General features: G+C 55.8%; 12 protein-coding genes. 5 read left to right on the top strand and 7 right to left on the bottom strand.

The annotated features are described in order from the left end of the window. Positions 1-36 precede the first annotated feature (36 nt). A complete protein-coding gene (gene ccrA / locus AC2D8P_RS06425) occupies positions 37-1,329 on the bottom strand; it encodes a crotonyl-CoA carboxylase/reductase (RefSeq protein ID WP_484701446.1) in 1,293 nt (430 codons plus the stop codon). 134 nt (positions 1,330-1,463) lie between these two features. Beyond that, positions 1,464-2,882, bottom strand: a complete 1,419-nt coding sequence (locus AC2D8P_RS06420) for a 1-acyl-sn-glycerol-3-phosphate acyltransferase (RefSeq protein WP_484701445.1) — start codon at positions 2,880-2,882, stop codon at positions 1,464-1,466. A 95-nt stretch (positions 2,883-2,977) separates the two neighbouring features. Here AC2D8P_RS06420 and AC2D8P_RS06415 point away from each other — a divergent pair, with 95 nt between their 5' ends. Then, positions 2,978-4,945, top strand: coding sequence for a protein meaA (locus AC2D8P_RS06415; protein WP_484701444.1), 1,968 nt, complete (start codon positions 2,978-2,980; stop codon positions 4,943-4,945). Here the strand turns inward: AC2D8P_RS06415 and AC2D8P_RS06410 are convergent, their stop codons facing one another. After that, on the bottom strand, positions 4,946-6,625 hold the full coding sequence (locus AC2D8P_RS06410; protein WP_484701443.1) for a hypothetical protein: 1,680 nt from the start codon (positions 6,623-6,625) through the stop codon (positions 4,946-4,948). Positions 6,626-6,794: 169 nt separating this feature from the next. Between AC2D8P_RS06410 and deoD the strand changes: the two genes are divergently transcribed. Further along, positions 6,795-7,499, top strand: a complete 705-nt coding sequence (gene deoD / locus AC2D8P_RS06405; protein WP_484701442.1) for a purine-nucleoside phosphorylase — start codon at positions 6,795-6,797, stop codon at positions 7,497-7,499. An 88-nt stretch (positions 7,500-7,587) separates the two neighbouring features. Here the strand turns inward: deoD and AC2D8P_RS06400 are convergent, their stop codons facing one another. The 3 genes from AC2D8P_RS06400 to AC2D8P_RS06390 all read right to left on the bottom strand — a co-directional run bounded on the left by AC2D8P_RS06400 (position 7,588) and on the right by AC2D8P_RS06390 (position 10,185). Further along, positions 7,588-8,031 carry a GNAT family N-acetyltransferase gene (locus AC2D8P_RS06400; RefSeq protein ID WP_484701441.1) on the bottom strand — a complete coding sequence of 148 codons (444 nt, stop codon included), beginning with the start codon at positions 8,029-8,031 and terminating at the stop codon, positions 7,588-7,590. Between the two features lie 172 nt (positions 8,032-8,203). Further along, positions 8,204-9,850 carry a chaperonin GroEL gene (groL, locus tag AC2D8P_RS06395; protein ID WP_484701440.1) on the bottom strand — a complete coding sequence of 549 codons (1,647 nt, stop codon included), beginning with the start codon at positions 9,848-9,850 and terminating at the stop codon, positions 8,204-8,206. Positions 9,851-9,897: 47 nt separating this feature from the next. Then, a complete protein-coding gene (locus tag AC2D8P_RS06390) occupies positions 9,898-10,185 on the bottom strand; it encodes a co-chaperone GroES (protein WP_484701439.1) in 288 nt (95 codons plus the stop codon). Positions 10,186-10,354: 169 nt separating this feature from the next. Between AC2D8P_RS06390 and AC2D8P_RS06385 the strand changes: the two genes are divergently transcribed. Then, the gene (locus AC2D8P_RS06385; RefSeq protein ID WP_484701438.1) at positions 10,355-11,338 is read left to right on the top strand and encodes a TraB/GumN family protein; all 984 of its coding nucleotides are present in this window, start codon (positions 10,355-10,357) and stop codon (positions 11,336-11,338) included. On the opposite strand, the gene AC2D8P_RS06380 is transcribed toward AC2D8P_RS06385, so the two are convergent. Next, positions 11,322-12,029 carry a DUF2161 domain-containing phosphodiesterase gene (locus tag AC2D8P_RS06380; protein WP_484701437.1) on the bottom strand — a complete coding sequence of 236 codons (708 nt, stop codon included), beginning with the start codon at positions 12,027-12,029 and terminating at the stop codon, positions 11,322-11,324. The genes AC2D8P_RS06385 and AC2D8P_RS06380 overlap by 17 nt on opposite strands. Positions 12,030-12,140: 111 nt before the next feature. Here AC2D8P_RS06380 and AC2D8P_RS06375 point away from each other — a divergent pair, with 111 nt between their 5' ends. Then, positions 12,141-13,061 carry a manganese-dependent inorganic pyrophosphatase gene (locus AC2D8P_RS06375; RefSeq protein ID WP_484701436.1) on the top strand — a complete coding sequence of 307 codons (921 nt, stop codon included), beginning with the start codon at positions 12,141-12,143 and terminating at the stop codon, positions 13,059-13,061. A gap of 158 nt (positions 13,062-13,219) precedes the next feature. Then, positions 13,220-14,086, top strand: coding sequence for an NAD(P)-dependent oxidoreductase (locus AC2D8P_RS06370; RefSeq protein ID WP_484701435.1), 867 nt, complete (start codon positions 13,220-13,222; stop codon positions 14,084-14,086). Positions 14,087-14,090 lie beyond the last annotated feature (4 nt).

Here is a 14,090-nt window from a genome sequence, read left to right as displayed (position 1 = left end):
GGCGCGGGCAAATTCTCTTTGCTCTGCCTGACCGGCTTACTTCGCCGGTCCCGCGTCCAAAACCTCTTCCAACGTTCTGAGCCCGGTTTTCGGAGCCTGCACCAGCACCGACATATTGCCGGGCTTATGCTCGTTTTTGTACATCTTCATATGCGCATCGGGAATTTCGGCCCAGGGGAAGACTTCCGACATGCACGGATCGAGACGACGCTCGATCATAAGGCGGTTGGCGGCGGCAGCCTGCGCGAGGTTTGCAAAATGTGAACCCTGTAGACGCTTCTGATGCATCCACATGTAGCGCACGTCAAAGGTACAGTTGAAACCCGAGGTGCCGGCACAGATCACGACCATGCCGCCCTTTTTCACAACCAGTGACGACACAGGGAAGGTTGCCTCGCCAGGGTGTTCAAAGACCATGTCAACGTTCACACCTTTGCCGGTGATGTTCCAGATCGCCTTGCCGAATTTGCGCGCCTCTTTCAGCCACTCGTTATATTCGGGGCTGTTGACGGTAGGCAGTTGACCCCAGCAATTGAAATCTTTGCGGTTGATGACGCCCTTGGCCCCTTGGTCCATCACGAACTGGCGCTTACTTTCATCCGAAATCACGCCGATCGCGTTGGCGCCCACGGTGTTGGCCAGTTGGATCGCATACGACCCCAAGCCACCGGAAGCGCCCCAGATCAGAACGTTCTGGCCCGGCTTCAGTTCGTGCGGATGATGGCCAAACAGCATACGGTATGCGGTTGCAAGGGTCAGTGTATAGCAGGCACTTTCCTCCCAGGTCAGATGCTTGGGGCGCGGCATCAGCTGCTGGGCCTGCACATTGGTGAACTGGGCAAATGACCCATCGGGCGTCTCATAGCCCCAAATCCGCTGCGATGGCGAGAACATCGGATCACCACCGTTGCAGTGCTCGTCATCGCCGTCATCCTGATTGCAGTGGATGACAACCTCATCGCCGACCTTCCAACGGGTCACCTTATCCCCTACGGCCCAGACGATGCCCGACGCATCAGACCCGGCGATGTGGAAATCCTGCTTGTGCACGTCGAACATGCTGACCGGCACGCCGAGCCCGGCCCAGATGCCGTTGTAGTTCACGCCAGCAGCCATCACTAGGACAAGCACCTCGTGGCTGTCCAGCTTTGGAACGTCGACCACCTCAACCTGCATGGCCTGCTTGGGCTCGCCTTGACGTTCACGACGGATCGCCCAAGCATACATTTTCTTCGGCACATAGCCCATGGGGGGCATTTCCCCGATCTCATAGAGATCCTTTTCAGGTGCATCATAGCTGGCAATCGCAGTGCGTTCGTCCAATGCCATCGTCATCTCCGTTATCTGACAGTTATGCCGCGTCGCAGAATCAACGCAGCGGTTAATTGGTGGAATAGTATTGACGAAGCAACATTGCAACCACAATTAGTGCATTTTTGTAATTATATGTCGCGGTGAATACGTTATGCCGCAGTTGCATTCAAAACCTGAGCAACAGAGGCGGCGTAAAAGGCGATCGCCTCTGCGTCCTCTGGGTTCACCACGTATCCGTCGTCGGTTTCAACAACCATTCCTCGCAAAGAGAGGATGCGCAATCCCACCTGCGCCGCCTTCACCGCATCACTGTCAGGATAGTGGGCGGGCGCCCCCAGATCATCCAATCTGGTCGCCAGTTCGGTGACAGAACGCTCTAACGTATCGGCATGAACGGGAGACCCAGAGGCGTCCAGGACATGGGCAACCAAAGGCACCGGCAATGCAGGAAGGTTTTGCTGAACTCTGCTCATCAGCTCCTCACCCACAGATTCGAGCCCGCGTTCGTTTTCGGTCAGAAACATCCGTAATGATACAGGCGCCCCAAATCGAACCGCCGCATAGCCAAACTGATGAAATCGGCCGGTCAACTTGAACCGTATCTGGCGCAACACAAAGCCGATCATTGAAAACACGCTAAAACGAAATCTTCGTTGTTGGCGCGTCGCCGCTTCGAGCAGGACACGATCTTCCAACACGCGGTCATAGTTCAATGCGACAGGCACAAACACCACGTCCCGCCCATTTTTCCGGTCGAACCCGTTCAGAACATAACTCAGCAATCCCAGCTTGGGTTCCTCAACCTTGCCGGACAGGCTCAGCCCTCCTTCAGGAAAGACCGCCTGCGCAACCCCATTGGCCGTTGCGATCTGCACATAGCGCGCCAAAATACGGCGGTAGAGCTGATTGCGTGAACTGCGTCGAATAAAATACCCACCCATTGCACGGATCAACCCCCGCAACGGCCAAACATTCGCCCATTCCCCGACCGCATAAGACAGGGCGGACTGATCCGCCGCCAGATAAGTGACCAGCACATAGTCAAGGTTTGAACGGTGATTCATCACATAGATCACCGTTGCATCCGGATCGATCTGCCGCAACGCCTCTTGATCCTGATAACTCAACTGGACCCGGAAAAAGCTTTGCGACACATAGCGGGCCAGCCGGATCGCGATCCCGAAATAGGCCGTCGCACTGAAGGATGGCACGATTTCCCGCGCGTAACGGCGGGCCTCCTGAAAGGCGACGTTTTCGGGGATCTTGGTGTGTCGCGCATGTTTAGCGACCGCCTCCATCACAACCGGATCATAAATCAGACGTTGGATCGTATCGTGGCGCGTGGCCAGCTTGAACGGTTGAATCGGACGCTGAAGCCGCTTGTTCAGCTCTTCCACCACACGTTCCATCCGGCGGCGCAAAAACCAACGCACCGACGGGAACAAGAAATGCGAGGCGAACGTGACCGCCGCAAACAACACTATCAGAATCAAGAGCCACAGCGGCAATTCAACGGTCTGAAACATGAGGGAACAGTGGCAGGAAACGTGATCAAGGTAAATCCACATATGCCGCACCGCAGCACGTTGACATAGACATATAATTCCATTTATCTGCGCCAGTAGCTAATTTTATTGCCCGTAGAGGAATCAAGAGGCCCCAGATGTCGCAAACGCAGAAAACCCGCCCCTGGCTCTTTCGCACCTATGCTGGACACTCGACCGCGAAGGCCTCGAACGAGCTTTACCGCGGCAATCTGGCCAAAGGTCAGACCGGCCTTTCGGTGGCGTTCGACCTGCCGACACAGACCGGCTATGACAGCGATCATGTGCTGGCCCGGGGTGAGGTCGGCAAGGTCGGCGTTCCCGTCAGCCATCTGGGTGACATGCGGGCGCTGTTTGACCAGATCCCCCTGGAACAGATGAACACCTCGATGACCATCAACGCCACGGCCCCGTGGCTCTTGGCGCTCTACACCGCTGCGGCAGAGGAGCAAGGCGCCGATATTTCCAAACTGCAGGGCACCGTCCAGAACGATATCATCAAGGAATATCTCAGCCGCGGCACCTATGTCTGCCCGCCAAAACCCAGCTTGCGGATGATCACTGATGTCGCGGCCTATACCCGCGAACATCTGCCGAAATGGAACCCGATGAACGTGTGTTCCTATCACTTGCAAGAGGCAGGCGCGACGCCTGAAGAGGAGTTGGCCTTTGCGCTGGCCACCGCCATCGCCGTATTGGATGACCTAAAAAATAAAGTCCCCGCCGAGGCATTCCCCGAAATGGTCGGGCGCATTTCCTTCTTCGTCAACGCGGGTATCCGCTTCGTCACCGAAATGTGCAAGATGCGTGCCTTTGTCGAACTGTGGGACGAAATCACGCAAGAGCGTTACGGAGTCGAGGACCCAAAATTCCGCCGCTTCCGTTATGGGGTGCAGGTAAACTCCCTCGGCCTGACCGAACAGCAACCGGAAAACAACGTTTATCGTATCCTCTTGGAAACTCTGGCGGTAACGCTGTCGAAAAACGCCCGTGCCCGTGCAGTGCAGCTACCAGCCTGGAACGAGGCCTTGGGCCTGCCGCGCCCATGGGATCAGCAATGGTCCCTGCGCATGCAACAAATCCTGGCCTATGAAACCGATTTGCTGGAATACGAGGATCTGTTTGACGGCAACCCTGCCGTGGACCGCAAGGTCAATGCGCTAAAAGAGGGTGCACGCGCAGAGCTCGCGCAGATCGACGCCATGGGTGGTGCAGTCGCAGCCATCGAATACATGAAAAATCGTCTGGTCGAGTCAAACTCCGCCCGGATCAACAGGATCGAAGCGGGCGAAACCACCGTTGTTGGTGTCAATCGTTGGACCGAAGCGGCCGAAAGCCCCCTAACCGCTGGTGACGGCGCGATCATGGTGGTGGACGCAGCCGCAGAGGCCGATCAGATAACCCGCCTGAATGCTTGGCGCCAGGCACGCGACGAGCGGGCCGTCGAGACCGCGCTCGCCGCGGTTCGCGCCGCCGCGCAAACGGGCGACAATATCATGCCCTCCTCCATCGCCGCTGCCAAGGCTGGCGCCACCACGGGTGAATGGGGCGATGTTGTCCGCAACGCCTTTGGCCAGTACCGCGCGCCCACGGGCGTCAGCAAAAACCCATCAAACCGGACTGAAGGGTTGGATGATATCCGGGCAGAGGTCGATGCCGTCAGCACCCGTCTGGGCCGGCGCCTGAAGTTTATGGTCGGCAAACCGGGACTGGACGGGCATTCCAACGGCGCCGAACAAATCGCCGCCCGAGCACGGGATTGCGGAATGGACATCACCTATGACGGCATCCGCCTGACGCCCGAAGAAATCGTGAACGCTGCAAAAGAACAGGACGCCCACGTCATCGGCCTGTCCATCTTGTCAGGCTCTCATATCCCTCTGATCGCCGAAGTGATGGAGCGCATTCAGGCGGCTGGCCTCTCGCATATTCCGGTGGTCGCCGGCGGCATCATCCCAGACGAAGACGCCGATCGCCTGCGTGCAATGGGTGTGGCCAAGGTCTACACGCCCAAGGATTTCGAACTGAACCGTATCATGTTTGACATCGTCGCGCTGGTCGATCCAAAGGCGGTCGCGGCGGAGTAGTCACCTCTGCCGCACACGCCCGCGGATCGCGATGCCTATTAGCACCAACAAACTGAACAGAGATACCAAGGCTGCTGGCAGTTCTGAAGGATGGCGCTCCAGCACCATTTCTACCCGGTCGTAGGCTTGCGGAAACTCGACCGACACAACACCGATGTCCAAAGCAGGGGTGACTGGTAGAACCTGTCCATCAGGTGTGAAAACACGAAAAGCCTTATGATAAAGAACCGGTAGCAAGATTACCCCCGCGGGAACATTGTTGATTTCCCAGACACGCGATTTGATCGCGGTGACATCCGCAGGCGGATGTAGGACCCCATCACGCTCAAGCCTTTCAAGATGGTCAGGGATGTCATCAAATGCCTGAGAATCAATAGTTGCATTCAGATAGTCGCGCGCAAATTTTCCTGCGCCTTCCGCAGACAGGTATTCCAACGCACCGTTTACTTTAATGGGATCATTTCGCTCTTCCCAGGCAACCTGATAAGCCATCGTGGAGACCAACCGATGTGGATAGTGAAACAAGGCAATCAAAAACAGCATGACGGCGAACCACACTGTCACCGGGATCTGCAAACCACCGTCCTGCTTGCGCCCCTGTCGCGCACTCTCCATCAGAAAAGCCGCCGCTACCATGACGAAGAAATCGACATAGACCAACAAACGCCATGGAAATTGTACGCTGCTAAACGGGGAATGTTTCCACAGTTCGACGGAGATGCCGCTCATCAATATTATGGCGACAATCGTCGGGGCGATCGACCAGACCCACAGATACCCGCTGCTTGCACCCAGCGCTCTGACACCGACAACCCAACATAGTCCGATAAATAAGCAGGTAAATGTCAGTGTCAGGGTGACAGCAAGATGCCAGTCACTGACCGGCCAGTCACGTCCGCTCCACATCAGCCAATCAACAGGATGGTAATGCTTTAAAAACTCAGCACTCACATCGGTCAGATTTGATAAGGCTGGCCACCAATAGATCGCAGACAACCCAACACCGAGAGCGCAAAGTGCGGCAAGTCTTGCAAAACTAACCACGATTCCTAGTCTGGCAGATATCGCCCATGCCACCCAAATCGCCGCGAACACCGGCAGGGACAACAATGTGGTTGGCAAGTGACAAAGGGCAAGCCCTGCAAACCCCAACGGGAGCACAATGTTCAATCGGCGCTCGTCCAATACCCGCAACATACCCAGCGCCAACAATGGTACAAACATATAGGCCGCAAACTCCCCGATGGCCTGTCGGATCGCCCAGTCAATGCTCAGGTGATAAGGTAAAACCATATAAATGAAGGCACCCGCGACAACGGTCCACCCCCCGACAAGTCGGCGCAGGAAAAGACCAGCCGTGAGCCCGGATCCGATCCAGAAAAATGCGCCTGACACTGCTATGGCCGCATTTGGTGTCAACCCAGGCGCAATAAACTGGGCGATCGCAGAAATATAAAAGGGCAGTGGCGCGTAAAAGTAAAAATCCATACCCCCATGGCCTGCCCATAGTCCCGGCAGATAACGGGGATAGGGATCGCCCAAAGCAAGCGCCTCGTGGAAAGCAACACTCCATGAAACATTATAGTGATAGGAGTCACCATTTGATGCGCCTAGTGCAACAAATCCTGCGACCAACACACCTGCTACAAAAACAACCAATAATCGACTGATGGAACTCATACTCTGCCTCGTTGGTTTTTTTTGATGCCACCATAGGATCAATTCGACCGCGGACAACGCCGTTCAATGCGATCAGTGATATCTGTGGCGAATTGGACATAGCCCCTGACGGAACAGAAATTTCCTGCTACCACCATCTTCACTATTCGATTCAAACCCAGAGGTTCCAATGAGCATCCATATCGGCGCGCAACCCGGCGACATCGCTGAAACCGTTCTTCTACCTGGTGATCCTTACCGGGCAAAATGGGCGGCTGAAAACTTCCTCAAAGATGCCCGGCTGATCAACGAGGTCCGCGGGATGCTGGGTTTTACCGGAACCTACAAGGGTAATCCGGTTACCATCCACGGTTCCGGTATGGGCATGCCCAGCCTTTCGATCTACGCCAATGAGTTAATCCGTGATTTCGATGCCCAGACCCTGATCCGTATCGGATCCTGCGGAGGCATGCAGGAGCATGTCAAAGTGCGCGATGTGATCCTGGCCATGACCACGACCACACTATCCACGCCATCGCGCGGAATTATGCGTGAACTGAACTTTGCGCCTTGTGCCGATTACGGGCTCTTGCGTGCGGCAGCAGACAGCGCCGCCGCCCGGGGTGTACCGACCCATGTGGGCGGCATCTATTCTTCTGATGTTTTCTACGACGAACGTCCTGACCTGAACGAACAAATGGTGCGCCATGGCATTCTCGGAGTCGAGATGGAAGCGGCAGAGCTCTACACCCTCGCGGCCCGCCACAACCGCCGTGCCCTGGCGGTTTTGACCGTCAGCGACCACCTCTTGACGGGGGAAGCACTGCCATCAGAGGACCGAGAAAGAAGTTTTGGCGACATGATTGAAATCGCGTTGGACGCCGTGTTCGCCTGAGCAACGGGAAAAAGGTGCACTCTCACCCTTCCTTTTGCCGGAAATACCTTGGGGTGAATGCGGCGTCGCCGCAGAGGGGCAATGCCCCTCACCCACCAAGAGGCTTAATCATCACCACTTTTACACCGTCCCGGCTATTTTCCTGCCAGCCAAGGTGCTGATATATGGCGATGTTCTCTGGCATATCCTGATGTGTCGCCAACCGCAGCTCGCTCAAACCATGCGTCATGGCATAAGATTCTACCAGTGAAAGCAGCTTGCGCGCCACCCCCTGCCCCTGTGCACTTGGATGCACAACCAAATTCATCACATGCAGCGCATCATCGACCGGGCCAGCGATCAACCCGCCCACTACGCCACCGTCATGTTCGGCCACCCAAACCAGGTTTGTGGCAATATCCTCCTCGACACCTTCGTCAACGGGCGGCAATGACACTCCCCTTTGTCGTGCCTGGGCATAGGCCGCTTGGATACACGCCCTCAGGTCCGCCGCATCTTCTGGCTTTGCTGTTCTGATTTTAACCTGTGCCATCCGAACCCCTTCTTCTTTTTGGTGTAAATACTCTGGGGTTTGGGGCAAAGCCCCAATTTGCGCACCGCACCGGATCGAGCGCGGTGCAGCCGCTCCGCTCCCCGACAGCGCTCAAAAGAAAAGGGCCCACCATATGGCGGGCCCTTCCTATCCAAAAACGGACGGGGCTGGCTTACATCATGCCGCCCATGCCGCCCATGCCGCCCATGTCGGGCATGCCGCCACCAGCAGCGCCTTTTGGCTCTGGCTTGTCGGCAATCATGGCCTCGGTGGTGATCAGCAGGGACGCAACGGATGCTGCATCTTCCAAGGCTGTCCGGGTCACTTTGGCCGGGTCAATCACACCGAAGGAGAACATGTCGCCATATTCTTCAGTCTGTGCGTTGAAACCAAAGGCCAGATCGTCAGATTCACGGACTTTGCCAGCAACGACTGCACCGTCAACACCAGCGTTCTCAGCGATCTGACGCAGCGGAGCTTCCAGAGCTTTGCGAACGATGTTGATGCCTGCGTCCTGATCGGCGTTTGCACCTGTCAAGTCTGCAAGTACTTTCGAAGCCTGAACCAGAGCAACACCGCCACCGACGACGATACCTTCTTGAACAGCGGCACGTGTGGCGTTCAGCGCATCATCAACACGGTCTTTGCGCTCTTTCACTTCGATTTCGGTCATGCCGCCAACGCGGATCACAGCAACACCGCCAGCCAGTTTGGCAACGCGTTCTTGCAGTTTTTCACGGTCGTAATCGGAAGACGTTTCTTCGATCTGACCACGGATCTGTGCAACACGTGCTTCGATCTCTGCTTTTTCGCCATTGCCATCGACAACCGTTGTTTCGTCTTTGGTGATGGTGACTTTCTTGGCAGAACCCAGCATGTCCATGGTGACGCTTTCCAGCTTCATGCCCAGATCTTCGGAAATCACTTGACCACCGGTCAGGATTGCCAGGTCTTGCAGCATGGCTTTGCGGCGATCGCCGAAACCAGGGGCCTTAACAGCAGCAATTTTCAGGCCGCCGCGCAGTTTGTTGACAACCAGAGTTGCCAGCGCTTCGCCTTCAACATCTTCTGCAATGATCAGCAGTGGTTTTTGCGATTGGATCACTTGCTCCAGCAATGGAACCATTGGCTGCAGCGAAGACAGTTTCTTTTCGTGCAGCAGGATGATGGCGTCTTCCAGATCAACGATCATCTTGTCAGAGTTGGTGACAAAGTAAGGCGACAGGTAACCACGGTCGAACTGCATGCCTTCGACAACTTCGGTTTCTGTTTCCAGACCTTTGTTTTCTTCAACGGTGATCACACCGTCATTGCCAACTTTCTGCATGGCACCAGCGATCTGCTGACCAATGGCAGCTTCGCCATTTGCAGAAATGGTGCCAACCTGTGCAACTTCGTCGCTGTCTTTGACTTCACGAGATGCAGATTTGATTGCCTCAACAACACGCGATGTTGCCAGGTCGATGCCGCGCTTCAGGTCCATTGGGTTCAGGCCAGCAGCAACCTGCTTCAGACCTTCGCGAACGATGGCTTGGGCCAGAACAGTTGCAGTGGTGGTGCCGTCGCCGGCTTCGTCATTGGTGCGGCTGGCAACTTCTTTCACCATCTGCGCGCCCATGTTTTCGAACTTGTCTTCCAGTTCGATTTCCTTGGCAACGGTTACACCATCTTTGGTGATGCGCGGTGCGCCAAAGGATTTGTCGAGAATGACGTTACGGCCTTTCGGACCCAGGGTCACTTTGACCGCATCAGCCAGAACGTTCACGCCCTTCAGCATACGATTGCGGGCATCGGTATCAAATTTGACGTCTTTCGCCATTTTGATTGCTCCTTAAATTTCGTGTCAGTTTGAAAAGGACTTAGGGATCAGGAAATGATGCCCAGAATGTCGCTTTCTTTCATCATCAGCAGCTCTTCGCCGTCGACGGTGACTTCTGTGCCGGACCATTTGCCGAACAGAACGCGATCGCCGGCCGATACAGCCATCGCGATCAGCTCACCGGAATCTTTGCGGGCGCCGTCGCCGCAAGATACGATTTCGCCTTCGCTGGGTTTCTCTTTGGCGCTGTCTGGGATAATCAGACCACCTGCGGTTTTCTCGTCGCTTTCTACACGGCGGACCAGCACTCGGTCATGCAGCGGTTTCAATGCCATCTCTGAACGCTCCTTCGTTCGAGGTTTCTGTTATGTATTAGCACCCGCCCTGTGCGAGTGCTAACAGGATGGATGTAAGGAAGCCCCCGACCCGAGTCAACCGCGCACTAGCCAATTTTTTTTGGTAAGCTATGGTAGAAAAAAATCAAAACGAGCAGGCAGAATTTTAATGCGACATTTCCTGATTTCCCTTTTGGCACTCATCCTGCCCTGGGCCGCCCAGGCGCAATGCGTAGGCGAAAACCAAATTGGTGCTCTTACACCCGAACAACGCACCGAATTTCAACGCCGCGTCGATGCCGCCCCCTATCCAGAGGGCAACCTATGGCAGGCCGTGCGCGGTGATACTGTACTGCATGTGGTGGGCACCATGCATCTGGGCGATGATCGGTTCGAGCCACTGATTGACCGGCTCCGCCCCATCGTTACGAGCGCCGATCATGTCTATCTGGAAAGCTCGCGTGAGGATATGACCGCGCTGCAGGATAAAATGACCCGCGACCCCAGCATGCTGTTTGTCGCCAGCGGACCAACACTGATTGACCGTCTGGATGCCACCGATTGGAAAGCCTTATCCGCAAAAATGGAACAACGTGGCATTCCCGGGTTTCTGGCCGCCAAGATGCAACCCTGGTACGCGATGATGATGCTGTCAGTCCCCGCCTGCGCCATTCAGAGCTTCAGCATGGATGACGGCATTGACAGCCAGATCATGGATATTGCGGATGCATCCGGCGTGCCTATGCACTCGCTAGAGGATCCATTGGATACGCTCAAACTCTTGGCCGGGGATGATCCGGAACAGCAGATACAAACGCTGCGCATGACCCTATCGATGACCAAAGACGAAGACGCCAGTTTTGCCACGATGGTCGACTCCTACGCCGCAGAACGTCACCGCGAGATTTGGGAGGCCGGTCGCTACATTGCTGAACTTGAGGGCGACATGACCTCCGACGAACTGGATGCCCAAATGGCCGGGATGGAACAAACCTTGCTGATCGACCGCAATCAGGCCTGGATTGACAAATTAAGTGCTGAACTCCAACCGGGCAACGCCGTCATTGCCGTCGGCGCCGCCCATCTAAGTGGTGAAGATGGCATTTTGAACCTCTTGGCGGGCGAGGGTTACACCCTCACTCGGGTGGAGTAAAACTGGCACCCATATCTTTGATCACGGTTTTGAACTCGGTCAGTGCCTGCTGGCCATTGGGTGTAAGCTGATAAACGCATCTGGAGACGCGCTCAAACCAACCGTAGTAATCATCAGACATCATCCTTCCCGCCTTTTCCACACCTGTGACCTTTGCCGCCTCTTTCGCGGGGCAAGGTCCGCTTCGTGACAGAAAAACGGCGCAACGCAAAGCGTCCTGACGATAGGCAGTTACCAATTTGGCTCTTACACTCCCACCCGTGTTTGGATCACCTTCACGTCTTTCGTATTCACGCAACAGTCTTGCTTTGCGCGATCTGGACTGACGCGGCCTGTAGGGGCCCGGATCAACATGGGCCTCAACAAACCCATCGCGCAGTCTGATCGTGATCAATCCCAGACCTAATCTGCGACACATATCGACATTGCCCTTGAGCGAGCTTTGAAAGGCACGGCCCGACCCTCTGGGAACTGCGATATACACCCAGTCACTGATCGATTGCCGCGCAATCGCCTGACGATACAGCGACAGGCTAAACCCCATCTTCAGCTCAACCAACACCGGGTCATAGATTTCAGACTTGGTGGCCACAACGTCAACGTTTGAAACTTCTGACTTAACCTCATAGCCCTGCTGCTCCAGAAAGGTTTTTAGCGGCGCGTAAAGAGAAGTTTCCGATGGTTTTGACATAAATTCGCCTGCATGTTTGCAATGCGACGGTATCGCCCAAATCCCTAGGGTGACAACCCCTGCCCGACACCCTATAAGTCGCGCGAATTTGCATCTGAACGGACGTTATCCATGACCACTCTGGTTTTTGGCCACAAGGCCCCCGACACCGATTCCACTGGTTCCCCGATCATCTGGTCCTGGTACCTGAACGAGATCAAAGGCGAAGTGGCCGAACCAAAGCTTTTGGGCGAACCTAACACAGAGGCTGCCTTTGTTCTAGAACGTTGGAACCTCGACAAACCCGAAATCATCGCTGACGTCTCCGCCGGCGATACCTGCGTGATCGTGGACACCAACAACATTGCCGAACTGCCCGCCTCCATCAACGAGGCAAACGTGACAGAGGTCATCGACCACCACATGCTGCAGGGCGGCCTGAAAACCAAAGGTCCGATCAACATCACCATCCGCCCGCTGGCCTGCACCGCCACAATCATGGTCGATCTGATGGGCGCCGATGCCGCAAAGATGCCAGAGGCGATCAAGGGCGCAGCGCTGTCCTGCATCCTGTCCGACACGCTTGAATTCCGCTCGCCCACCACGACTGATCATGACCGCGCGGTTGCCGAAAAACTGGCCGCTGAGCTGGGCATCGACATTCCTGAATACGCCGCGGAAATGTTTGCTGCGAAATCCGATGTGTCGCGTTTCTCTGACGCTGAGCTATTGCGCATGGACAGCAAGGAATACGAGGTCGGTGGCACCAAGTTCCGTGTCAGCGTGCTGGAAACCACCTCACCCGCCACGGTTCTGGACCGCAAGGCCAGCCTGATGGCCAGCATGGAAACCGTCGCCGCCGAAGACAGCGTTGATCAAGTCTTGCTGTTCGTGGTCGACATCCTGAACGAGGAATCCACCCTGCTGGTTCCCAACGATCTGGTGAAAAACGTGGCCGAAAAATCCTTTGCCACGGTGTGTTCCGAAGACACCATCGTCCTACCCGGCGTGGTCAGCCGCAAAAAACAGATCATTCCAAATCTTGCAGTTTGATCAGCTCAGGTCCAAGAACACGCAAAAGGCACCCTCGGGTGCCTTTTTTGTATTTCGGCAGAACTGCTCCCGCTCCTGCAATATGGATTATACCGCAGGTCGCATGAATTCTGTGCCATAGTGCGGGATCGGCGAACATGTGGAAACTGGGGGACATAATGAGCGACATTACCGTAATTGGCTTGGGGGCCATGGGCACGGCTTTGGCAACTGCGCTGTTGAAATCGGGGCGCCAAGTGACGGTGTGGAACCGATCCCCCGACAAAATGCAGCCGCTGGTCGACCAAGGGGCAGCGGCAGAACCTGATTTAGCCAAGTCCATTGCAGCCAGTCCGCGCAGCGTCATTTGCCTTTTGAACTATGCCACCACCAATGCCCTGTTTGATACATCGGGCGTGCCCAGCGCGGTGAATGGGCGCAACATCATACAGTTGGGAACCTCTTCACCGCAGGAGGCTGAAGATGCGCAATCTCAATTCAACGCATGGGGCGCGGGGTATGTCGATGGCACGATCATGTGCTGGCCCGGAAATATCGGAACGCCCACCGGCCGGATCGCGGTCGCCGGGGCGGAGGGTGTGTTTGCAGATTGCGAAACGGACCTCAACATTCTTGCAGGCGACCTGCGCTATATGCGCGCCAATATCCGCGCTGCAGCAACACTGGAGCTTGCGTTTCTGTCCCGCCTTCTGGGCATCATCTTTGGCTCTATTCACGGCGCGCTGGCTTGTGAGGCCGAAGGTGTGCCGGTGTCAGAGTTCACCGCAATCCTTCCCCACGGTGATCGTGCGATCCCGCTGACCGAAACCATTCACGCCGGAACATTCGATCAGATTTCCAGTGCCGGGGCCTCCGTCGATGTCGCGGCAGAGGCGGTCGCAGGTCTTTATGATCATGCGATCTCTGTCGGTATAAATAGCGAACTTCCAGCCTTGATGCGCGAATGGGTCAAACGCGCGCAGTCTGCCGGATACGGGAAACAGGAAACCGCAGCCGTGATCAAAACGCTTCGTCAAAACGGGTAAAACT

Source organism: Roseovarius sp. YIN77 (genome assembly GCF_057219155.1).
Note: the sequence above shows the minus strand (reverse complement) of the source record. Positions and strands in the feature narration are given on the sequence as shown.